Raw genomic sequence first — 21,346 nt, forward strand, 5'->3', positions numbered from 1 at the left:
CGATGATCCGGGTCCTGCTCGTCGACGACCAGCGGCTGGTCCGCGCCGGTTTCCGGTCCATTTTGGACGGCGAAGACGACATCGACGTCGTCGCCGAAGCCGCGGACGGCCGCGAAGCCCTGCAGGCCGCGCACGACCACCGCCCGGACGTCGTGCTGATGGACATCCGCATGCCGGTGCTGGACGGTCTCGCCGCGACGAGGCACCTCCTCGAAGACCCGAAGGTGACCGCCAAGGTCGTCATCCTCACGACGTTCGACCTGGACGAGGACGTCTACGGCGCCCTGCGCGCGGGCGCGAGCGGGTTCCTGGTCAAGGACACCGAGCCCGAAGAGCTGATCCACGCCGTGCGCGTCGTCGCCCGCGGCGACGCGCTGCTGGCGCCGTCGATCACCCGGCGGCTGATCTCGGAGTTCGCCGCGCGCGTCACGCGCCCGGCACCAACCCCCGCGCTCGACCGGCTCACCGACCGCGAACGCGAGGTGCTCTCGCTGGTCGCGGCGGGCCTGTCGAACGACGAGATCGCACACGAACTGACGCTCAGCCCCGCGACGGCGAAGACGCACGTCAGCCGCATCATGACCAAGACCGGCATGCGCGACCGCGCGCAGCTCGTCGTCCTCGCCTACGAGTCCGGCGCGGTGACGCCGAGGTGGCTCACCCCCTAGCCGTACTCCCGCGGGGGTACGGGAAACGCCTTAAGGGACACCGCCGGGAGCACGGCAAGTGTCCTCCGCCGCGCGACGCGGAGTAGTGCCCTCGCGGCGAATCCTTGTCCACCATGGACACCATCACTCGCGCAGGCGGGGGAAGCCTGACGAAACTGGCCGGCTGGGCGCAGCGCCACCGGTGGCTCGCCGTCGCACTCTGGGCGCTGGTCCTCATCGGCGTCACGTTCACCTCCCGCCTCACCGGCAGCGCGTTCCACGACGACAACTCGCTGCCCGGCACCGAATCGCAGCAGGTCGTCGACCTCCTGCGGGACACCGCGCAGTCCGGCGCGTCCGCGCAGATCGTGTTCAAAGCGGACGACGGCCTGACCACGCAGCGCGCCGCGGTCGAAAACACTCTGGGAAATGTCCGATTGCAGCCGCACGTGCGGTCGGTGACCGGGCCGTTCGAGACACTGTCGCCGGACGGCCGGATCGGCTACGCGACCGTCACCTTCGACGCGGCTTCGACCGACCTGCCGTACGACGACATCGTCAAGTTCGCCGACGTCGCGAGGCAGGCCGGACCGGTCGAAGTGGCCCTGGCCGGCGACCCGGTCGAGCGGATCTCGGGCGGCGGCGGCCCCGCGGAAGGCGTCGGGCTGCTGGCCGCGCTGGTCATCCTCGTGTTCCTGTTCCGCTCCCTGCTCGCCGCCGGGCTGCCGGTGCTCACCGCGGTGTTCGCCGTCGGCAGCACGCTGGGCGTGATCACGGTCGTCTCGCACTTCGTCGACATCGCGAGCTACACCTCACCGTTGATGATGCTGGTCGGGTTCGGCGTCGGCGTCGACTACGCGCTGCTGATCTTCTCCCGTTACCGCGGCGAGCTCCTCGCCGGCCACGACCGGGACGCCGCCGCGCGGCGGGCGCTCGACACCGCCGGCCGCTCGGTGCTGTTCGCCGGGACGACGGTGATCATCGCGCTGCTCGGCCTGCTCGCGCTCGGGCTCGGTGGGTTGCGCGGAGTGGCGCTGGCCGTCGCGCTCACCGTCTTGATGACGATGCTCGCGTCGGTGACGCTCCTGCCCGCGCTGCTGTCGCTGTTCGGCAAACGGCTCGAACGCGGCATCCGCAAGCACGCTGCCCGGCGAGAGCACGGCAAGACGTGGCGACGGTTCGCTGACGGCGTCCAGAAGCGTCCGGTGGCCCCGCTCGCGATCGGGCTGATCGTCCTCGTCGGGCTGTCGATCCCGGCCGCGGGCATGCGACTCGGGTTCGCCGACGCCGGCACGGACCCCGCCGGATCGACGACGCGGCGGGCTTACGACCTGCTCGCCGAGGGTTTCGGACCGGGTTTCAGCGGCCCGTTGGCGATCGTCGGCCAAGACGGCGACACCGTCGCGCTGCAGCAGAAACTGGCTTCGACACCCGGAATCGCACGCGTATTAACGCCGGTTAACCAGACCGTCCTCGTATTCCCGACGACGTCACCGCAGGACGCGGCGACCGCCGAACTGGTCACGCGCCTGCGGACCGACGTTCTCCCGACACTCCCGGGTCATTACCTGGTCGGCGGCTCGGTGGCGGCCGCGACGGACTTCGCGGACGCCGTCGCCGATCGGCTGCCGTTGTTCGTGCTGGTCGTCGTCGGGCTGTCCGCGCTGCTGCTGATGGTCGTGTTCCGGTCGGTCCTCATCCCGCTCAAGGCGGCGTTGCTGAACCTGCTGAGCATCGGCGCCTCGCTCGGGGTCATGACGCTGGTGTTCGGCGACGGCTGGTTCGGCGCGCAACCGGGCCCGATCGAGGCGTTCGTGCCGGTGATGATCTTCGCGATCGTGTTCGGGCTGTCGATGGACTACGAGGTGTTCCTCGTGTCGCGCATGCACGAGGAGTGGCGCCGCACCGGCGACGCGCGGCTCGCGGTGCGCGAGGGCCTCGCGTCGACCGGCGCGGTGATCACCGCGGCGGGCGCGATCATGGTGCTGGTGTTCGGCGCGTTCCTGCTGGACCCGTCGCGGATGCTGGCGCAGTTCGGCCTCGGCCTGGCGACCGCGGTCCTGCTGGACGCGCTGGTGATCCGCTGCCTGGTCGTCCCGGCGGTCATGCGCCTGCTCGGCGCGCGGGCGTGGTGGCTGCCCCGGTGGCTGGACCGCCGTTTGCCGCACGTCGCGCTGGAGCCTTAACTCCCCCAGGTCGCCGGCGTCTCCGACAGGCGGAAGTCCAGGCGTCCGCCGTGCAGGAAGGACGCGTCGACCTTCCAGTCGCGCTGCGGCCGGCCGTCGCGGCGGACGTCCTGGACGTACTTCCCGCTGCCCGACGTCGTGATCCGGATCGGCGCGCCACCCGCCGGCCGGATCACGGCGCCCGGGAACAGCGGGCTCGACAGCAGCAGTTCGCCCGAGCCCGGCGTGCGCGGGTAGATGCCGAGTGCGGCGAAGACGTACCAGGCGGACATCGTGCCGAGGTCGTCGTTGCCGGGCAGCCCGGACGGCCCGGTGCCGTACACGGAGTTCACCAGCTGCCGGACGGTCTCCTGCGTCTTCCACGGCTGCCCGAGCTCGTTGTACAGCCAGGGCGCGTGGATGTCGGGCTCGTTCGTCGGGTCGTACTTGAGCGGGCCGCCGCCCTTGAGCTGCCAGTTGCCCGCTCCGTCGTGGAAGAAACCGTCGAGCCGGGTGACGGCGGTGGCTTTGCCGCCCATCGCGTCGGCGAGCCCGGAGACGTCCTGCGGGACCATCCAGGTGTAGGCCGCCGCGCTGCCCTGCGCGAAGCCGCGGTCGCTCGCCGGGTCGAACGGGGTCACCCAGCTGCCGTCGACATTCCGCGCTTGCGTGTAGCCGGTCTCCGGGTTGAAGACATTGCGCCAGTACGCGCCCCGCGCGCGCATCTCCGCGGCTTCGCGCGTGCGGCCCAGCAACTCTGCGAAATGTCCGATTGCCGAGTCGGCGACAGCGTCCTCCAGCGTCTCGGCGGCGCCACCCCAACAGTGGCAGACGTCGTTGGGCGCGTAGTGCGACGCGAGGTACTGCGCGAGGTTGGGCCGCTGGCCCACGCACTGTCCGGGACAGCCGCCGTCCTGCAGGCCCTCGGGCCGCGGGATCGTCGCCTGCTCGTACAGCGAGTCGAACGCGCCGCGGTAGTCGAAGTTGCGGACGCCCATCGCGTAGAACGTCGCGATCGTCGCCGCGGACGGGTCGCCGGTCATCACGTGCGTCGCGCCGTTGACGTGCACCCAGCGGTCCCAGACCCCGTCGTTCTGCTTCGCGTAGTTGTACAGCGATTGCGCGAAGTTCCCCGCGACGCGCGGCTCCACCAGCGCCAGGAGCTGCACCTGCGCGCGGTACTGGTCCCAGCCGGAGAAGTTGGAGTACTGCGCGTCCTGGCCGGGCTCGACGCGGTGCGGCTGCCGGTCCATGCCGAGGTACTGGCCGTCGACGTCGCTGACGAGGTTGGGCTGCTGCAAGCTGTGGTAGAGCGCGGTGGTGAAGGTGATCCGCTGGTTGGCGGTGCCGCCGGTGACGTTCACCCGGTCGAGTTCGGCGTTCCAGGCCTTCTTCGTCTTCGCGGCAACGCTGTCCACCGTGGACTTCGACGGCAGTTCGGCCCGGAGGTTGCGTTCCGCGCCTTCGAGGGAGACGTAGGAGATCGCGATCCGCATGGTCACCTTGCTGCCGGGCGCGAAGGTGACGTAGCCGCCGGAACCACGTCCGGCGCGGTCCTTGCCGGTCGCGTAGCCCTCGCCGCCGGTCTGGTCGGTGCCGCCGGGCTGGAGCGTCGCGTCCTTCCACGTCCCGGTGCCGGTGACCGGCTGGTCGAACTGCGCGGTGAAGTACAGGCGGTAGTACGACTTGCGGTTGTTGACGCCGCCGTTGGCGCGGCGCCCGCAGAACGCGCCGGTGAACACGGAGCCCGTCACGCGCCGGTTCGCCGCGTCGATGTGCGTTTCGGCGTCTTCGCTGCCGTTGAGGGAGTTCGACGTCCGGAAGAGCAGGCTCGCCGGTTTGTCCTGCGGGTACGACAGCGTGCCGATCGCGGTGCGTTCGGTGGCGGCGACGTCGGTCGTGACGCCGTTCTGCAGGCCGAGCCGGTAGCGGCCGGGCGTCGCGGCTTCGTCGGCGTGGCCGAAGTTGCTCGCGTAGACGGCGTCGGTGGTGTCGGCGGTGGGCGACGAGGTGACGTCGCCGGCGAAGGGCAGGATCGGCACGTCGCCGGCGGCGCCGGGGTTGCAGCCCGCGCCATTAACGTGCGTTAACGCGAAGCCGCGGAGCCGGGTGGTGTCGTACTGGTAGCCGTTGGCGGCGCCGGTCGACGTCTGGTCGCCGCGGGTGCTGGCCGGGCTCCAGGCGAGCATGCCGAAGGGCGCGGTCGCGCCGGGATAGGTGTTGCCGTCCCCGGCGGAGCCGATGAGCGGATCGACGAAGTCGGCAGGACTCAGGCCGGCGGCCGCTGACATCGTTGTCAACGTCGAGGCGAGCAGGGCGGCGGCGAGAGCCACCGTGACAGGACGGCGCATGGGCGGAGGTTAACCCGCGTTCAGTGGCTTTTGGGCGAACACGAGCGGACAAGCTGCCGGACACCGAGCGCGGCTTCCGCGGGTACCTTCGAGCCCCTCGACGGATTGGGAAACCGATGATCGCACGCACCTGGCGGGGCTGGGCGCCCGCCGCGACGGCCGACGACTACCAGCGGCACTACGAAACCGAAGTGGCGGAGCACCTGCGGGACGTACCCGGCTTCCAGGGCGCCCGGTTGCTGCGCCGCCCGGAGCGCGACGAGGTCGAGTTCATCTCGATCACGTTCTTCACCGACCTCGACGCCGTACGCGGCTTCGCGGGCGAAAGCTACGAAGACGCTGTCCTCGAGGAGGACGCGCGGCGGGCGCTGAGCCGCTGGGACGATCGCGTCAGCCACGCCGAGGTCGCGGTCGCGCTCTGAAAGCCGTGAAGGCCACCTCGATGACCTCGAGGTGGCCTTCACGGAGCTACCGCTTATTCGTAGATTTCGCCCTTGGCGGCCTTCTCCACGAGCGAAGCGGGCGGCTCGAAGTGGTCGCCGTACCGGGCAGCGAGTTCACGCGCCCGGTCGACGAAGCCCTGCAGGCCACCCTGGTACTGGTTGATGTACTGGATGACACCGCCGGTCCACGCGGGGAAGCCGATGCCGAAGATGGAGCCGATGTTGGCGTCCGCCACCGACGTCAGCACGCCTTCGTCGAAGCACTTCACCGTCTCGAGGGCCTCGGCGAACAGCATCCGCTCCTTGAGGTCCTCGAACGGCACCTCGGTCGAGCCGGACTTGAACGCGTCACGCAGACCCGGCCACAGCCCGATGCGCTTGCCCTCGGCGTCGTACTCGTAGAAGCCCGCGCCGGTCGACCGGCCCTTGCGGTCGTACTCGTCCAGCATCTTGTCGATGACGGCCTCGGACGCGTGCGCCTTCCACGTGCCGCCCGCGGCCTCGATCGCCTCGCGGGTCTCCTTGCGGATCTTGCGCGGCAGCGTCAGGGTCAGCTCGTCCATCAGCTGCAGCGGCGGCGCCGGGTAGCCGGCCTGCGAACCCGCCTGCTCGATCGACGCCGGCTCGACGCCCTCGCCCAGCGCGGCGACGGCCTCGTTGATGAACGTGCCGATGACGCGCGAGGTGAAGAAGCCGCGGCTGTCGTTGACGACGATCGGGGTCTTCTTGATCTGCAGCGTGTAGTCGAAGACCTTCGCCAGCGTCGCCGGGGACGTCTTCTCGCCGCAGATGATCTCGACCAGCGGCATCTTGTCGACGGGCGAGAAGAAGTGGATCCCGATGAAGTCCTCGGTGCGCTGCACGCCCTCGGCGAGGGTGGTGATCGGCAGCGTCGAGGTGTTGGAGCCCAGGACCGCGTCGGCGTTGACGACGCTCTCGATCTCGCCGAACACCTTGTGCTTCAGCTCGACGCTCTCGAAGACGGCCTCGATGACGAAGTCGACGCCCGCGAAGTCGGCCGGGTCGGCGGTCGGCTTGATCTTGGCCAGCAGCGCGTCCGACTTCTCCTGCGTGGTCTTGCCGCGCGAGAGGGCCTTCTGCTCCAGCTTGACCGCGTAGCCCTTGCCCTTCTCGGCCGCCTCCTGCGAGACGTCCTTGAGGACGACGTCGATGCCGGCCTTCGCCGACACGTACGCGATCGCGGCGCCCATCATGCCCGCGCCGAGCACACCGACCTTCTTGGCCGTGTACTTCTCGAAGCCGTCCGGCCGCGAGCCGCCGGAGTTGATGGTCTGCAGGTCGAAGAAGAACGCCTTCGTCATGTTCTTCGAGACCTGGCCGGTGGCGAGGTGGATGAAGTAGCGCGTCTCGATCTGGATCGCGGTGTCGAAGTCGACCTGCGCGCCCTCGATCGCGGCGGCCAGGATCGCCCGCGGCGCCGGCATGTTCGCGCCCTTGATCTGCTTGCGCAGGTTGGCCGGGAACGCCGGCAGGTTGGCCGCGAAGCTCGGGTTCGACGGGGTGCCGCCGGGGATCTTGTAGCCCTTGACGTCCCAGGGCTGGACGCCGCCCTCGGGGTTCGCCTTGATCCACGCCTTCGCGGCGGGGACGAGCTCCTCGACCGTGCCGACGAGCTCGTGCACCAGGCCGAGCTCGAGCGCCTTGGCCGGGCGGTGCCGCTGGCCCTGCAGCAGGACGTTCAGCAGCGCGCTCTGGATGCCGAGCAGGCGCACGGTGCGCACGACGCCACCGCCGCCGGGCAGCAGACCGAGCGTCACCTCGGGCAGGCCGATCTGGCTGCCCTTGACGTCGGCGGCGATGCGGTGGTGCGTCGCCAGCGCGATCTCGAGGCCACCGCCGAGCGCGGCGCCGTTGATCGCCGCGACGACCGGCTTGCCGAGCTGCTCGATGCGGCGCATCTGCCCCTTCATCAGGGTGCTGCCCTCGGTCAGCTCGACCGCGTTCTCGGGCTTGGCCTGGATGAGGTCGTTCAGGTCGCCGCCGGCGAAGAACGTCTTCTTGGCGGACGTGATGACCACGCCGGTGATGGTGTCCTTCTCCGCCTCGAGGCGGTCGACCGTGACGCCGAGCGACTCGCGGAAGGCGGCGTTCATCGTGTTCGCCGACTGGTTCGGGTCGTCCAGGGTCAGCGTGACGATGCCGTCTTCGTCCTGCTCCCAGCGGATGGTCTTGCTTTCAGGCATTGGAGTCCTCACACCCGCTCGATGATGGTCGCGACGCCCATGCCGCCGCCGATGCACAGGGTCACCAGGGCGCGGCGCGCCTGGCGGCGTTCCAGCTCGTCGACCACGGTGCCGACCAGCATCGCGCCGGTGGCGCCGAGCGGGTGGCCCATGGCGATCGCGCCGCCGTTGACGTTGACCTTCTCCTCGTCGAGGTGCAGGTCCTTGATCCACTTGAGCACGACGGAGGCGAACGCCTCGTTGAGCTCCCACAGGTCGATGTCCTCGGGCTTGAGGCCCGCGGCCTTCAGCACCTTCTGGGTGGCCGGCGTGGGGCCGGTGAGCATGATCGTCGGCTCGGAGCCGATCGACGCCGTCGCCACGATCCGGGCGCGCGGGGTCAGCCCGAAGGTCTTGCCGACCTGCTCGGAGCCGACGAGCACCAGCGCGGCGCCGTCGACGATGCCGGAGGAGTTGCCGCCGGTGTGGACGTGGTTGATCTTTTCGACCGAGTGGTACTTCTGCAGCGCGACGGCGTCGAAGCCGCCCAGCTCGCCGATGCCGGCGAAGGCGGGCTTGAGCTTCCCGAGGCCCTCGACGGTGGAGCCGGGGCGGCGGTGCTCGTCGTGGTCCAGGACGGTGACGCCGTTGATGTCCTTGACCGGCACGACGGACTTGGCGAAGTAGCCGCCGGACCAGGCCGCCTCGGCGCGGTCCTGCGAGCGGACGGCCCAGCGGTCGACGTCCTCGCGGGAGAAGCCCTCGATGGTCGCGATCAGGTCGGCACCGGTGCCCTGCGGGACGATGTAGTTGTCGTATGCCGTGGTCGGGTCCATGAACAGCGCGCCGCCGTCGGAGCCCATCGGCACGCGCGACATCGACTCGACGCCGCCGGCAATGATCAGGTTGTCCCAGCCGGAACGGACCTTCTGCGCGGCGGTGTTGGTGGCCTCCAGGCCGGAGGCGCAGAAGCGGTTGAGCTGCACGCCCGCGACGGTCTCGGGCAGGCCGGCGTTCAGCGCGGCGGTGCGCGCGATGACGGCGCCCTGCTCACCGACCGGCGAGACGACGCCGAGCACGATGTCGTCGATCGCCTTCGGGTCGAGGTTCGGGTGGCGGACCTTGAGCTCTTCGATCAGGCCGACCACCAGGTCGACCGGCTTGGTGCCGTGCAGGGCACCGCCCTTGTTCTTGCCGCGAGGCGTGCGGATCGCCTCGTAGATGTAGGCCTCGCTACTCACAGAACAACTCCTCGCGAGCGTGTGGGACGTCTTCGTGCCTAGCCGTGATGCAGCCGATAGTACCGGCCAGTAGGGCTAATGGCCATTAACATATCGCCGGATAACCCCATGGTGTCAATGGGTTGCAGGTGTGCCGTTAACCGCTATCGTTCACTCACCATGACCGACGTCGAACGCAGCACGCGACCGCGCGACCGCAAGGCCCAGCTGGCCGCGGTGGCGGCGGAGCTGTTCCGCGCCCGCGGCTTCCCCGGGGTCGGCATCAAGGACATCGCGGACGCGGCGGGCGTCACCGGGCCGGCGCTGTACCGCCACTTCGCGGACAAGCAGGCGATCCTGGCTTACGTCGTGCTGAGCGGCTTCGAGGACCTGGAGGCGGCGACGGCTTCGGCGCTGTCGGACTCGGTTCCCGCGCCTGACCAGCTGGAATCCCTGCTCGGCCAGCTCGCGACGCAGGCGGTGGAGCGACGCGAGATCGCGGCGCTGTGGCGCTGGGAGGGACGTCACCTCCCGAAGGAGGACCAGCGCGAGATCGCCCGCCGCTCGACGCTGGCGCTGACGACGTGGTCGAAGGCGCTGCTGGTCCAGCGCCCGGACCTGCCGATCGAGGACGCGGAGCTGCTCTGCTGGGCGGCACTGTCGGTGTTCGGGAGCGTGTCCGTGCACCACACGTCGGTGGCGCGCCGCCGGTTCGCCGCGCTGCTGGTCGAACTGGCGTTGGATGTGCTGAACGCCACACTCCCGGCACCGTCGGCTGAGCCGGCACAGCCGGTGCTGAGCCTCGGCACGCCGTCTCGCCGCGAGCAGGTCCTGGCGGAGGCGACGGCGCTGTTCGCCCAGCGAGGCTTCCACGACGTGAGCATGGAGGACATCGGCGCGGCGGCGGGCATCGCGGGCCCGAGCGTGTACCGCCACTTCCCGAGCAAGGCGGCTTTGATGGTGGCGATCGGCCACCGCGCGGCGGACAGGCTGGCGCTGGCAGCCGAGCGCGCGCTGCAGGCCCCGGACGAGCTTTCGGCTTTGCGCCGGCTGGCAGCGTCGTACGTGCACACGATCCTGCACACACCGGAGCTGCTGGTGTCGTTCTCGGCGGACCGCGTGACGATGCCGGACCGCGACAAGGCGGACTTGCTGCGGGTGCAGCGGGATTACGTGGCCCAGTGGGTGACGCTGCTGTCGGCGGTGCGCCCGGAGCTGCCGGCGCGGGAAGCGAAGATCACGGCGCACGCGGCGTTGACGATCGCCAACGACCTGGCCCGGACCCGCCGCCTCGCGGCCCGGCCGCACTTCGAAGCGGAGCTGACGACGTTGCTGCACACGGTGCTCGGCATCGCCTGAGCCCGGGTCAGCGGTCCTCCGGCCACCGCACGATCAGCTCGGCCAGCCGCGCGACCTCCGGCGAATGCGGATCCATCGTCAGCACCACGTCGAGCAGGCACTTCAGGCCGCCTTCGAAGCGCAGGCACGTCCTCGCCAGCGCGATCACGTGCAGCCGGTCCTGCGGGTGGTAGGAGACCTGCGAGGCGATTTCCTTGCGGGGGAACATTTCCAGCAGCAGCCTCCGGCTGTCGCTGTTGCGCACCCACGGGACGTCCATCAGCGCTTCGATCAGCGCCGTGAAGTCGGGCGCCGGCTCGGGGGCGGCCACGCGGCGGGCTTCCGAAGCACCCAAGAGGCGCAGCCACGCGATCGTGCTGGTTTCCTTGACCGACACCGGGATCCGCGCGTACTCGCCGGGCGCGGCGGCCGGGTCCTGGGCCACGACGTCGTCGTAGAACATGGCGGACGCCAGCAGCGCCAGGTCCGCGCCAGTGGCCTTCTGCGCGGCTTTCGCCGCCGGGGCGTCGAGGATGCGGAACGTGGCGTTGATGGCCTTGCCGACGGCGCCCTGGCCACCCCATTGCACTTCGCCGGCGTTCAAGGCCACTCGCAGCTGGATCTGCGCCGCCTCGGAATGCACCGCGTTGTACCGGCGCAGTTCGGCGTGCAGGCGCTCGGGCAACTGCGCGACGAGGTCGGCCTTCGCGACTTCCGGTGGCAGCAGGATCATCGCGCCGTCGCCGGTGTTCTCCACGAAGCAGACGTCCCACGGAACGCCTGTCTCGGCGAAGCTGCCTTTGAGAACCGACCAGAGCCCCTCGTGAACCTCGCGCAGATGGGCCAGAGTGCGGTCCGGGTTGTTGTAACCGGCGATGTCCACGGCCATGATCGTCCTGTGGTGCGCAGCCGAAAGCGAATCCACGACACACCTCCCCGTCCCGTCGCTCATTGTCCCAGACGTATGCACGCCCGGCCATGTTCGCGCAGGGCGTTACCGCGAAACCGGTCCTCCTTGTCCTTGTTTCGTCCATAATTCGGCGTGCCCACGAGACGACTGCACCTGGTGACCGCGGATGAGGACCACCGCGTCTCCACCATCGAGCTCTTCTTCGACCTGGTCTTCGTCTACGCCATCACCCAGACCACCCAGCTGATGGCCGACCACCTGAGCCCGATGGGCGTCGGGCAGGGCCTGGTCATGCTCGCCGTCCTGTGGTGGTGCTGGTGCTCCTATGCCTGGCTCGGGACCACCATCCACGTCGACCACGGCGTTGCCCGGCTCGCCATGTTCGGGGCCATGGCCGTCATGTTCCTCGTGTCGCTGACCATTCCCGAGGCCTTCGTCGACCGGCCCGGTGGGCTGTTCGCGCCCGTTCTCTTCGTCGTCTGCTACGCGCTCGTGCGGCTGCTGCACCTCGTCGCCTACCTCGGGGCCGCGAAGCACGACCCCGGATTGCGCAAAGTGCTTCTGCGGATGTTCGTCGGGCTGCTGCCGTCCGTGGTGCTGCTCGCCGTGAGCACCGTGCTGAGCGGGCCGTGGCAGCTGGGGCTGTGGGTCGTCGCGTTGCTGGCCGACTACCTCAACGTCTACCTCGCCGGGCCCGACGGGTGGCGGCTGAACTCGCCCGCGCACTTCGCCGAGCGGTTCGGGCTCATCGTGATCATCGCGCTCGGCGAGTCGATCGTCGCGATCGGCATCGGGATCGGGCCGCTGCCGATGTCGTGGCTGGTCACCGGGGCGGCCGTGTGCGGGCTCGCGCTGGCCGCCGGGATGTGGTGGACGTACTTCGACGTCGTCGCGCGCGTCTCCGAACACCGGCTGACCCAGGCCACCGGTACCGAACGCACGAAGCTCGCCACCGACTCCTACACCTTCCTGCACCTGCCGCTGATCGCCGGGATCGTGCTCGTCGCCCTCGGCCTGAAGAAGGCCTTCCTCTACATCGCCGACACCGAGCACCACACGCCCGGCGAGGCGCTGCACGGCGTGCCGATCTGGACGCTCACCGGCGGCCTCGCGCTCTACCTCGTCGCGCTCAGCGCCCTGCGCAAGCGCAACCTCGGCAGCTGGAACGTCCAGCGGCTGGTCGTCGGCCTGCTGCTGGTCGCGGCGACGCCCCTGCTGGAGCACGTGCCCGCCGCGGCGCTGCTGCTGGTCGTCGCCGCGGCCGTGCTCGGGCTCATCACTTTCGAACGACTCCGGTTCGCGGAGTGGCGCAGAAAGGTGCACACCGCTCACTCGTAAGTGAGCCCACACTGGCGCGATCCCGGCCCACCGGTTAACCTACTGGCGAGTAGGTAACCGGATGGAGGGCCACATGGCTGCGCCAAGGAAACGGGACGCGATGGGCTGGGGCCTTTCCGCGCTGACCCGGCTGGCCGGGAGCAAGGTCGTCGATCGGGCCGGGCTGCGCAAGCCCATCGAAGGCCTGGTCACGGCGGGAACGCGCAACGGCTTCCGCGTCGCCGGCGCGGCGACCCGGTCGTTCAAGTCGGTGCAGAAGCTGGGCAAGCCCGCCCGGCTCGCGCCGTCCGCCGACACCGGGCTGTTCGACCTCACCCCGAGCGAGGACCAGCAGCTCATCGTCGAGACGGTCACGGAGTTCGCCGCCGAGCAGCTGCGCCCGGCCGCCGCGGACGCCGACGCCAAGCTCGAGGCGCCCGAAGGACTGCTGACCAGGGCCGCCGAGCTGGGCATCAGCCTCGTCGGCATCCCCGAGGAACTCGGCGGTGTCGGCACCGAACGCTCGGTCGTGACCAACGCGCTCGTCGCGGAAGCGCTCGCGCACGGCGACCTCGGCCTGGCCGTGGCCGTCCTCGCGCCGTCCGCGGTCAGCACCGCGCTGGTCAGCTGGGGCGACGAGCAGCAGCAGGCCGACTACCTGCCCGCGTTCGTCGGCGAGAACGTGCCGGCCGCGGCGCTGGCGCTGCAGGAGCAGAAAGCGCTCTACGACCCGTTCAAGCCCGCGACGAAGGCGCGCCGCACCCCGAAGGGCTACCAGCTCGACGGCGTGAAGTCGCTGGTCCCGCGCGCGGCGCAGGCGGAGCTGTTCATCGTGTCGGCCGACCTCGAAGGCCGCGGCCCGGCGCTGTTCCTCGTCGAGTCGTCGACCGCGGGCGTGACCATCGAGGCCGAGCCGGCCATGGGCCTGCGCGGCGCCGCGACCGGCAAGCTGCACCTGGAGCACGTGAACCTGCCGGCGGGCGCGCTGCTCGGCGGCGGCAAGCTCGACGTCTTCACCGACCTCGTCCGGCTTTCGCGGCTGGGCTGGGCGGCGCTGGCCGCCGGCACCGCGAAGGCCGTCCTCGACTACGTCGTCCCCTACGTCAACGAGCGGGTGGCGTTCGGCGAGCCGATCAGCCACCGGCAGGCAGTGGCGTTCTCCGTCGCGGACATCGCGATCGAGCTGGAGGGCCTGCGCCTGGTGACGCTGCGCGCGGCGGCGCGGGCCGAGCAGGGCAAGCCCTACGCGCGGGAGGTCGCGCTGGCCCGCAAGCTGGCCACGGACAAGGGCATGCAGATCGGCAGCGCGGGGGTGCAGCTGCTCGGCGGGCACGGCTTCGTCAAGGAGCACCCGGTCGAGCGCTGGTACCGCGACCTGCGCGCCATCGGCGTCATGGAAGGCGCCGTCCTTCTTTAGAAAGGGCTTTGACTCATGATCAACCTGGAAGCTCCCAAGAAGGCCGGCGCCCTGATCAACCAGGCGTACCAGGCCGCGGCCGAGGTGTTCCGGCCGATCTCGCGCAAGTACGACCGCGCGGAGCACACCTACCCCAGCGAGCTGGACATGTTCGCGGCGCTGCTGGACGGGCTCAACTCCTCCGGCGAGGGCGGCGCGGGCGCGGCGGGGGTGCGCCGCTCCAAGGACGAGAACGAAAAGGGCAACCGCAACGGCGCCAACCTGAACGTCGTCCTCGGCACGATCGAGATGTGCTGGGGCGACGTCGGCCTGCTGCTGTCGATGCCGCGCCAGGGTCTCGGCAACGCGGCGATCGGCTCGGTCGCGACGGACGAGCAGCTCGAGCGCTTCTCCGGCATGTGGGCGGCGATGGCGATCACCGAGCCCGGCTTCGGCTCGGACTCTGCGGCGGTCAGCACGACGGCGCGCCTCGACGGCGACCACTACGTGCTGAACGGCGAGAAGATCTTCGTGACGTCGGGCGAGCGCGCGGACGCGGTCGTCGTGTGGGCGACGCTGGACAAGAGCAAGGGCCGCGCGGCGATCAAGTCGTTCGTGGTGGAGAAGGGCACACCGGGCTTCGAGGTCGTGCGCACCGAGCACAAGCTCGGCATCCGCGCCTCGGACACGGCGGTGCTGCGCTTCGAGAACTGCCGCGTCCCGAAGGAAAACCTGCTGGGCTCGCCGGAGATCGACACCAAAAAGGGTTTCGCGGGCGTCATGCAGACGTTCGACAACACCCGCCCGCTGGTGGCGGCGATGGCGATCGGCGTCGCACGGGCGGCGTTGGAGGAGACACGCGAGATCCTCACGTCCGCCGGGATCACGATCGACTACGACCGCCCGGCGAACAACCAGCACGCGGCGGCGGCGGAGTTCCTGCGCCTGGAAGCGGACTACGAGTCGGCCTACCTGCTGACGCTGGAATCCGCGTGGATGGCGGACAACCGCAAGCCGAATTCCCTGCAGGCGTCGATGGCGAAGGCCAAGGCGGGGCGGTCGGTGGTGGAGATCGCGCTGAAGTGCGTCGAGCTCACCGGGGCTTACGGTGAGGAGTCTTTGCTCGAAAAGTGGGCCCGGGACGCCAAAATCCTGGACATCTTCGAGGGGACGCAGCAGATCCAGCAGCTGATCGTGGCCCGCCGGATTCTCGGGAAGACCTCCGCCGAATTGAAGTGAGTCGCGCGCGGTCGGCCTCCGGTACCCTCGGGGGCCAGGGAGGCCGACCGTGACCGACTTCATCGTTCACCAGCCCGATGACTCCACCCCCATCAAGACGCCCGAAGAATGGGACGCCGAAGGCTGGGACGCCGATCGGCAAGGTCCTAAAGACCTCGATGAGGCCCGGTCCGCTCTCGATGCCCGGATCGCCGATCCGCACGCTCCCGACACCGAGGCCGAGTCCGGGGCCTACGACGGGCTGGAGGGCTGACCCTTGTACGTTCCCTGGCTCGTCGACGCCGCCCGCAGCACCGGTTATCCCGTTGTCGAAGTCCCCGGGTGGCAAACCCGCGGCCACGGCGGCATGCGCGTTGTCGAAGGCGTTGTCGGGCACCACACCGCCACCTCGGACTCCGCGCCCGGGGACTACCCCTCGCTCGACATCGTCACCCACGGCCGCGCCGATCTTGCCGGGCCCCTGTGCAACCTCGGGCTCGGGCGCAGTGGCACCGTCTACGTCGTCGCCGCCGGGTGTGCCTACCACGCCGGTGCGTCGCGGTGGCTCGGGTTTCTCGACGTCAACGACGAATTCCTCGGTATCGAAGCCGAATCCGCGGGCGCCGGCGGGTGGACCGACGCCCAGCGGGACGCCTACCCCCGGCTCGTCGCCGCGCTGCTTCGGTACATGTCACGCGGCTTCGAACGCTACGCCGGGCACAAGGACGTCTGTCTGCCCGTCGGCCGCAAGATCGACCCCGTCGGGATCGACACCGGTTGGCTGCGCGAACGCGCCGCCAACCCGACCGCGATCCTGCCGCAGAGCGTCGAGATCCTCGAACGGATCACCGTCACCCCGCCGGACGGTGGCGAGCACACCGTGCGCGTCTTCCTGTCCGGCAGCCCGGGCTCGGCGATCGTCGTCCGGCCACGGCTGGGCGGGGACGGTTCCGCCAAGCCGATGTGGGTGGGCGGCATCCTCGCGTGGGGCTCCGACCACGCCGGCATCGGCCACGACCCCGCGCAGCAGCCGGGCTACGACGCGCGGCTGACCTCGCACCGGCGGTACGACGTGCCCGGCGCGGTATGGGCGGACGTCCGCTACAGCGCCGCCGAGCCGTTCGAGATCGACCTAGTCGGCTGAGGCCGCGATCCGGTCGTCGAGGAACTCGTCGAGGTAGCGCCACGTCGTCCCGCGGGCCTTGCGGCCGGTCAGGACGCCCAGGTGGCCGCCGGGCGCCGTCTTGAACCGGACCTCCGGGGCCTTGTCCAGCAGCTCCACCACCCGCTCCACCGACGGCCGCGGCGCGATCGTGTCGTTCTCGCCCGCCACCACCAGCGTCGGGACCCGCACCGACGACAGGGAAATGATCCGCCCGTTCAGGTCGACCTTGCCCTCCGCCAGATCGTTCGTGCGGAACAACCGGTGGTACAGCTGGCCGAACGTCCGCCCGGGATAGGCGTACATGTTGCTCATGAAGTGGTCGACGGCCTCGATCTGGGCGAGGTAGTCGCGGTCGTCGAGGTTCTTCAGGATCGCGATCGGTTTCGTGATCTCCTTGCTGATGCCCGTCGCGCGGAACACGCGGCTGACCAAATAGGACGGTGCGCCGCCGAACGCGCGGTAGATCGGGGTCAGCAGGTGGCCGTTCGTCAGGTCGACCAGCGGCCGGAACGGCGCCACGATCGGGATCGCCGTGAAGTCCACCGGGGAGCCGATCGCGGTGATCGACGCGATCGGGAGGTCCGGCTGGTCGGCGTTCACCAGCAGCGAGAAGATCCCGCCCAGCGACCACGACACCAGGTGCACGTCCTGGCCGCCCGCGTCCTGGCTCACCTTGCGGATCGCGCGCGGCAGCACCTCGTCGATCCAGTGCTCGATGCCCAGGCGCCGGTCGGAGAACGCCACCATGCCGTAGTCGACGAGGTAGGCGTTGCGGCCGCGCTCGACCAGGTGCTCGATCAGGCTGCAGCCGCGGCGCAGGTCGAAGCAGATCGCCGGCGCGGCCAGCGGCGGCACCAGCAGGATCGGCGGCCCGGACACCGGACGGCTGCTGTGCGTCATCCGGTACACCGAGCGGTTGGGGCCCTGGTCGATCAGCACCCGCGGCATCGGGCGCAGGTCGGCGACCCCGCCGTGCAGCACCTTGCCGACCACGTTCGACGCCGCCGCGGCCAATCGTGCGGGCGGTGAAACCATTTCGAAAGCCTCCTGCGACGTCCCCCGGGCACTTCCGGTCAATCTTGCCCGGTCAGGCCGGTGGACTCAACACCGCCCACGTCCAAATCGGACAGTCGCTAGGCCGTCCGAGTTACTCCTGGGACGCTCCCGGAGCGCTTTCCGCCGCGCGCGCCTCGTACTCCGCGCGAGCCGGGGAACGGGCCGCTGAAGCCAAAAGCTGGTCCGCCTTCAACGCACGGGCGAGCGCTTCACCGGCTCGCCGCGGCAGCAACCGGGTGAGCTTCCCCATAGTTCCCACGGACCGGGGCACGAAGACCTCGAAACGAGGTTTGCGCAGCGTGGATACGATGGCGTCGGCCACATCCTCCGGGCGCGAGGACTTGAACAGCTTCGCCTCGCCGAGGCCGGTCGCGAGCTCCGTCCGGACGATCGCGGGCATCACGCACGAGATGTGCACGCCGGATCCGTGCAGTTCCAGGTGCACCGCCTCGGACAACCCGACGACCGCGTGCTTGGTCGCGCAGTACGTCGCCGCGCCCGGGAAACCCGCCTTGCCCGCGAAGGAAGCGACGTTGACGATGTGCCCGGACCGCCGCGGCCGCATCCGCTTCATCGCCTCGCGCGTCCCGTGGATGACGGCGTGCAGGTTGATCTCCAGCTGCCGCCGGGTCGTCGCGTCGCTCTCCGCCTCCAATTCGCTGAGCGGCATGATCCCGGCGTTGTTGATCAGCACGTCGATGCGGCCGTGCCGGCGTTCGACCTCGTCGAGGAACCCGGTGAAGCCGGCGATGTCGGTGACGTCCAGCGGGAGCGCCTCGGCGTCCAGCTCGCCGGCGGTTTTCTCGGCCCGGACCTGGTCGAGGTCGCCGATCACCACCTTCGCGCCCAGCCGGGACAGCGCCGACGCGGTCGCCGCGCCGATCCCCTGTCCGCCGCCGGTGATGACGACGACCTTGCCCGCGAGCTCCTCGGCCATGGCGACTCCTTCGTCTGTTGGCACTGCGTCAACAGTGTCACCCCTGGCCCGCGATCGCGCTACCCCACGCGTTGCTCCAGCACCTGCCCGACCCACTCGTCGACGTGGAACTGCACGGTCGGCTTGAAGCCCTGGCTCTCGTAGTAGCGCTGCAGGTCGCCGTCGCCGCCCGCCCAGCAGTCGACGCGCACGAGGTCGATGCCGCGCCGCCGCGCCTCGTCGAGGGCGTATTCGATGAGGCGCCCACCGACGCGCCGCCCGGTGAACCGCCGCGAGGTGATCAGCAGCCGGACGTACAGTTCCCGCTCGTCGACCGGCGGGACGTGCGGGTCGTGCTCCTCCGACACGATCAGCGCGCCGGCCGGCTCGCCGTCGACCACCGCGATGCGCAGCCCCGGGTCCGCGGCCATGCCCTTGACGCGTTCGACGCGCTTCGGGACGCGGCTCCACGGCTCGGTTCCCCACTGCTTCGAGCTGCCGCGCGCGACGAGCCACTCGACGGCCTCGTCGAAGAAGCGCAGCAGCGTTTCGGCATCCCCAGAATCACCCGATCGGATGACGGTGTTGTCCATGCCCTTGTTTACCGCACCACGCGTACGCGCGGGCCGACTTCGGCGATCCACGCCGCGTTCAGCCGTCGGCTCGGTTCGCGTCATCCGAGCTTCAAAAAGCGCTGATTGACTTTCTCCGTTCCCCACCTCTCCGGCGACGAGGACGAAGTGACCCAGTCTGTGCCCCCGGGCGATCCGTTGGCCGCGTTCACCGTGGAACTCGAAGAAATCCGGGCAAAAGCCGCAACCGCGCAAGAAGCTCTCCGATCCGCCACCGCCAGCGCGCAGTCGCCGGACGGAGCGGTCTCGGTGACGGTCGGTCCGAGCGGCGTGCTGCAGGAGCTCCGGTTCGGCCCCCGCGCGTACGAACGCCCGCCGCAAGCCTTGTCCGGCTTGGTGATGCAGTTGATCGGCCGCGCGCAGCAGAAGGTCTCGGCGCAGGTCGCCAGTGCGTTCGACGGCATGGTCGGCGAGAGCTCGGCCGCCCGTGAGCTGCTGGACGAGTTCCTGCCCACGCCGCCCGAGCCGGACGCGGGACCGCCGCCGGACAAGAGCGACGTGTTCATGCCGGAGCAGGAGGCGGACGACCGGCCGCCGCGGCCGCCGCACCGCCCGCCGCCGCAAGGCCCACCGCAGCAAGGCCCGACGCGCCAAGGCCCCCCGCAGCAAGGTCCACCGCAGCAAGGTCCGCCGCGCCGTCGTCCCCGGCCCGCGCCGGACGAGGACGACGGCGAGAGCAACCCCTGGTAGTACGGAGGAGAACCGGTGGTTTCCGGAGAAGGATTCACGGTCGACCCGGCCGAGCTGCAGAAGTTCAGCCAGTTCCTGTCGGGCACCACAAAGCCCGCGGTGCAGGAGGCCGCGAACCGGATGCAGGCCGCGAACGGGTTCGACAACGCCGCGTTCGGCATCCTGCTCGCCCAGGTCCTCGCCGTTCCCTCGCGGGTCACGATGGCCGTGATCACCGGCGAGATCACCAAACTCGTCGGCGACATCGGCAAGTCCGCCGAAGACGTCAAGAAGGCCGCCGAGACGTACGCGACCCACGACTCGAACACGGCGCAGAGTTTGAGCACCTTCGAAACGGAGCTGGGCAAGTGACCGTCCCCATCACGTCGGCGAACTCCACGACGGGCGCCGGCGTCTTCGACAGCTGGAAGCAGGTCGGCGACTCGATCGGCAAGGTCCAGACCGAACACGGCGGCGACCTCGCGGCCGTCAGCGTCGAGCTCGGCATCAACGTCATCAGCGCCGTGCTCGACACCGTCGCGTTCGCCATGGACCCCCTCGCCAAGCTGATCGCGGCGGGGCTGGGCTGGCTGATCGAGCACGTCTCGTTCCTGAAGTGGCCGCTGGACCAGGTCGCGGGCAACCCGTCCGAGGTCACGAAGGTCGCCAACGAGCTGCACAAGATCGGCGAGTCGCTGCGCAACACCAGCACCGAGCTCGACGAGACGCTCAAGTCGACGATCACCCAGTGGTCGGGCAAGGGCTACGACAGCTTCCTCAAGTCGATCAACGACCGGAAGGGCTGGATCGACGCCAACGCCAAGGCGGCCGACGTCGCCGGCTACATGGTCGAGACCACCGGGGCGTTGATCGGCGCGGTCCGCGCGCTGCTGCGCGACATCATCACGACGATCCTCGGGGACATCATCTCCACGATGCTGATCGCGCTCGCGCTGGCCATCCCCACCTTCGGCGCGTCGATCGCCGTCGGGGTGACCAAGTGCGTCGCGACCGTCTCGGTGCAGGTCGCGGCGATGATGGCGAAGCTCGCCAAGGTCGTCGCCTACGCCGGCCGCACGCTGGCGCGGCTCACCGGGCTGTCGAAGCTGGTCAAGGGCAAGCCGGGCTCCTCCTCGAGCGCCGGGCACGAAATGACGCCGATGCCGCCGCCGGGCACCGCGATCACCCACGACCGTCCCGGCGGCGGCGCGACGCCGAGCACCCGGCCGCCGGGCGACGGCACGACCCCCAACTTCTCGCGGCCGCTGCCCCCGCCCGGCACGGCCATCACCCACGACGGTCCCGGCGGCGGCGCCACGCCGAGCACCCGGCCCCCGGGCGACGGCACCACGCCCAACTTCTCGCGGCCGCTGCCGAAGCCACCGGAGCCGCCGAAGCCGACGCCGCCGAAGTCGCACCTGAGCGACCACGACATCTCGACCATCAAGAAGCACGAGGACTGGCTGAAGACCAAGTTCGGCGACAGCTACAAGAAGATGAAGTTCGTCGACGACTGGCTGAAGGCCAAGGCCCCGGACTACTACCCGATGCTGAAGGCCCTGTCCGACGCCAAGAGCTCCAAGAACTTCGTGGGCTGGGCGGGCAAGGACATCGTGCAGGTCGACCGCGGCCTGACCGACATCCAGATGCAGGCGGAAGCGGCGTGGGCCGAGGAAGACAAGAAGGAACAGCAGCAGCAACCGCAGTGAGACGACGGAGG

The 21,346-nt window shown here is 70.0% G+C and carries 19 protein-coding genes; 12 read left to right on the top strand and 7 right to left on the bottom strand.

The window, feature by feature from the left end; genetic code table 11:
• The first annotated feature begins 2 nt into the window (after positions 1 to 2).
• Complete coding sequence (locus tag ACWEVP_RS29930) at positions 3 to 668, top strand: response regulator (protein ID WP_452065908.1); 666 nt, start codon at positions 3 to 5, stop codon at positions 666 to 668.
• 113 nt (positions 669 to 781) lie between these two features.
• On the top strand, positions 782 to 2,833 hold the full coding sequence (locus ACWEVP_RS29935) for an MMPL family transporter (protein ID WP_452065909.1): 2,052 nt from the start codon (positions 782 to 784) through the stop codon (positions 2,831 to 2,833).
• On the opposite strand, the gene ACWEVP_RS29940 is transcribed toward ACWEVP_RS29935, so the two are convergent.
• Complete coding sequence (locus tag ACWEVP_RS29940; RefSeq protein ID WP_452065910.1) at positions 2,830 to 5,163, bottom strand: GH92 family glycosyl hydrolase; 2,334 nt, start codon at positions 5,161 to 5,163, stop codon at positions 2,830 to 2,832. The two genes, ACWEVP_RS29935 and ACWEVP_RS29940, sit on opposite strands and share 4 nt — an antisense overlap.
• A gap of 116 nt (positions 5,164 to 5,279) precedes the next feature.
• On the opposite strand from ACWEVP_RS29940, the gene ACWEVP_RS29945 reads away from it, so the two are divergent.
• Positions 5,280 to 5,585: an antibiotic biosynthesis monooxygenase family protein gene (locus ACWEVP_RS29945; protein ID WP_452065911.1), complete on the top strand. Its 306-nt coding sequence runs from the start codon at positions 5,280 to 5,282 to the stop codon at positions 5,583 to 5,585.
• Between the two features lie 53 nt (positions 5,586 to 5,638).
• Here ACWEVP_RS29945 and ACWEVP_RS29950 read toward each other — a convergent pair whose 3' ends face one another.
• Positions 5,639 to 7,810, bottom strand: a complete 2,172-nt coding sequence (locus ACWEVP_RS29950; protein ID WP_452065912.1) for a 3-hydroxyacyl-CoA dehydrogenase NAD-binding domain-containing protein — start codon at positions 7,808 to 7,810, stop codon at positions 5,639 to 5,641.
• Positions 7,811 to 7,818: 8 nt separating this feature from the next.
• The gene (locus ACWEVP_RS29955) at positions 7,819 to 9,030 is read right to left on the bottom strand and encodes an acetyl-CoA C-acetyltransferase (protein WP_452065913.1); all 1,212 of its coding nucleotides are present in this window, start codon (positions 9,028 to 9,030) and stop codon (positions 7,819 to 7,821) included.
• A 159-nt stretch (positions 9,031 to 9,189) separates the two neighbouring features.
• Here ACWEVP_RS29955 and ACWEVP_RS29960 point away from each other — a divergent pair, with 159 nt between their 5' ends.
• Positions 9,190 to 10,368, top strand: a complete 1,179-nt coding sequence (locus ACWEVP_RS29960; RefSeq protein WP_452065914.1) for a TetR/AcrR family transcriptional regulator — start codon at positions 9,190 to 9,192, stop codon at positions 10,366 to 10,368.
• Between the two features lie 7 nt (positions 10,369 to 10,375).
• On the opposite strand, the gene ACWEVP_RS29965 is transcribed toward ACWEVP_RS29960, so the two are convergent.
• Complete coding sequence (locus ACWEVP_RS29965) at positions 10,376 to 11,236, bottom strand: effector-associated domain 2-containing protein (protein WP_452065915.1); 861 nt, start codon at positions 11,234 to 11,236, stop codon at positions 10,376 to 10,378.
• A 153-nt stretch (positions 11,237 to 11,389) separates the two neighbouring features.
• On the opposite strand from ACWEVP_RS29965, the gene ACWEVP_RS29970 reads away from it, so the two are divergent.
• The 5 genes from ACWEVP_RS29970 to ACWEVP_RS29990 all read left to right on the top strand — a co-directional run bounded on the left by ACWEVP_RS29970 (position 11,390) and on the right by ACWEVP_RS29990 (position 16,332).
• Entirely contained in the window at positions 11,390 to 12,595 is a 1,206-nt protein-coding gene (locus ACWEVP_RS29970; protein ID WP_452065916.1) for a low temperature requirement protein A, read from the top strand.
• Positions 12,596 to 12,695: 100 nt separating this feature from the next.
• Positions 12,696 to 13,991 (top strand): acyl-CoA dehydrogenase family protein, encoded by a 1,296-nt coding sequence (locus ACWEVP_RS29975; RefSeq protein WP_452066089.1) that lies wholly within the window; start codon positions 12,696 to 12,698, stop codon positions 13,989 to 13,991.
• Between the two features lie 15 nt (positions 13,992 to 14,006).
• Positions 14,007 to 15,209 (top strand): acyl-CoA dehydrogenase family protein, encoded by a 1,203-nt coding sequence (locus ACWEVP_RS29980; RefSeq protein ID WP_452065917.1) that lies wholly within the window; start codon positions 14,007 to 14,009, stop codon positions 15,207 to 15,209.
• A gap of 49 nt (positions 15,210 to 15,258) precedes the next feature.
• Positions 15,259 to 15,462: a hypothetical protein gene (locus tag ACWEVP_RS29985; protein WP_452065918.1), complete on the top strand. Its 204-nt coding sequence runs from the start codon at positions 15,259 to 15,261 to the stop codon at positions 15,460 to 15,462.
• Between the two features lie 3 nt (positions 15,463 to 15,465).
• Positions 15,466 to 16,332 carry a peptidoglycan recognition protein family protein gene (locus ACWEVP_RS29990; protein ID WP_452065919.1) on the top strand — a complete coding sequence of 289 codons (867 nt, stop codon included), beginning with the start codon at positions 15,466 to 15,468 and terminating at the stop codon, positions 16,330 to 16,332.
• On the opposite strand, the gene ACWEVP_RS29995 is transcribed toward ACWEVP_RS29990, so the two are convergent.
• The 3 genes from ACWEVP_RS29995 to ACWEVP_RS30005 all read right to left on the bottom strand — a co-directional run bounded on the left by ACWEVP_RS29995 (position 16,321) and on the right by ACWEVP_RS30005 (position 18,918).
• A complete protein-coding gene (locus ACWEVP_RS29995; RefSeq protein ID WP_452065920.1) occupies positions 16,321 to 17,388 on the bottom strand; it encodes an alpha/beta fold hydrolase in 1,068 nt (355 codons plus the stop codon). The two genes, ACWEVP_RS29990 and ACWEVP_RS29995, sit on opposite strands and share 12 nt — an antisense overlap.
• A gap of 112 nt (positions 17,389 to 17,500) precedes the next feature.
• A complete protein-coding gene (locus tag ACWEVP_RS30000; RefSeq protein ID WP_452065921.1) occupies positions 17,501 to 18,346 on the bottom strand; it encodes an SDR family oxidoreductase in 846 nt (281 codons plus the stop codon).
• 59 nt (positions 18,347 to 18,405) lie between these two features.
• Positions 18,406 to 18,918 carry a GNAT family N-acetyltransferase gene (locus tag ACWEVP_RS30005; RefSeq protein WP_452065922.1) on the bottom strand — a complete coding sequence of 171 codons (513 nt, stop codon included), beginning with the start codon at positions 18,916 to 18,918 and terminating at the stop codon, positions 18,406 to 18,408.
• A 147-nt stretch (positions 18,919 to 19,065) separates the two neighbouring features.
• On the opposite strand from ACWEVP_RS30005, the gene ACWEVP_RS30010 reads away from it, so the two are divergent.
• From ACWEVP_RS30010 to ACWEVP_RS30020, 3 genes are read left to right on the top strand one after another with little or no spacing between them, the layout of a single operon-like run.
• A complete protein-coding gene (locus ACWEVP_RS30010; protein WP_452065923.1) occupies positions 19,066 to 19,647 on the top strand; it encodes a YbaB/EbfC family nucleoid-associated protein in 582 nt (193 codons plus the stop codon).
• 15 nt (positions 19,648 to 19,662) lie between these two features.
• The gene (locus ACWEVP_RS30015; protein WP_452065924.1) at positions 19,663 to 19,998 is read left to right on the top strand and encodes a hypothetical protein; all 336 of its coding nucleotides are present in this window, start codon (positions 19,663 to 19,665) and stop codon (positions 19,996 to 19,998) included.
• Complete coding sequence (locus tag ACWEVP_RS30020; RefSeq protein WP_452065925.1) at positions 19,995 to 21,335, top strand: hypothetical protein; 1,341 nt, start codon at positions 19,995 to 19,997, stop codon at positions 21,333 to 21,335. Before ACWEVP_RS30015 ends, ACWEVP_RS30020 begins: the two co-directional genes overlap by 4 nt.
• The last annotated feature ends 11 nt before the right edge of the window (positions 21,336 to 21,346 follow it).

Source organism: Amycolatopsis sp. NPDC003865, from assembly GCF_053605345.1.

What these genes read in the sequence shown, in the direction of transcription:
- ACWEVP_RS29960 (WP_452065914.1), top strand. Translation starts at nt 9,190, where the DNA reads ATGACCGACGTCGAACGCAGCACGCGACCGCGCGACCGCAAGGCCCAG.
- ACWEVP_RS30005 (WP_452065922.1), bottom strand. Translation starts at nt 18,918, where the DNA reads ATGGACAACACCGTCATCCGATCGGGTGATTCTGGGGATGCCGAAACG.
- ACWEVP_RS29975 (WP_452066089.1), top strand. Translation starts at nt 12,696, where the DNA reads ATGGGCTGGGGCCTTTCCGCGCTGACCCGGCTGGCCGGGAGCAAGGTC.
- ACWEVP_RS29940 (WP_452065910.1), bottom strand. Translation starts at nt 5,163, where the DNA reads ATGCGCCGTCCTGTCACGGTGGCTCTCGCCGCCGCCCTGCTCGCCTCG.
- ACWEVP_RS29945 (WP_452065911.1), top strand. Translation starts at nt 5,280, where the DNA reads ATGATCGCACGCACCTGGCGGGGCTGGGCGCCCGCCGCGACGGCCGAC.
- ACWEVP_RS30000 (WP_452065921.1), bottom strand. Translation starts at nt 18,346, where the DNA reads ATGGCCGAGGAGCTCGCGGGCAAGGTCGTCGTCATCACCGGCGGCGGA.
- ACWEVP_RS29950 (WP_452065912.1), bottom strand. Translation starts at nt 7,810, where the DNA reads ATGCCTGAAAGCAAGACCATCCGCTGGGAGCAGGACGAAGACGGCATC.
- ACWEVP_RS29980 (WP_452065917.1), top strand. Translation starts at nt 14,007, where the DNA reads ATGATCAACCTGGAAGCTCCCAAGAAGGCCGGCGCCCTGATCAACCAG.
- ACWEVP_RS29930 (WP_452065908.1), top strand. Translation starts at nt 3, where the DNA reads ATGATCCGGGTCCTGCTCGTCGACGACCAGCGGCTGGTCCGCGCCGGT.
- ACWEVP_RS29935 (WP_452065909.1), top strand. Translation starts at nt 782, where the DNA reads ATGGACACCATCACTCGCGCAGGCGGGGGAAGCCTGACGAAACTGGCC.
- ACWEVP_RS29965 (WP_452065915.1), bottom strand. Translation starts at nt 11,236, where the DNA reads ATGGCCGTGGACATCGCCGGTTACAACAACCCGGACCGCACTCTGGCC.
- ACWEVP_RS29995 (WP_452065920.1), bottom strand. Translation starts at nt 17,388, where the DNA reads ATGGTTTCACCGCCCGCACGATTGGCCGCGGCGGCGTCGAACGTGGTC.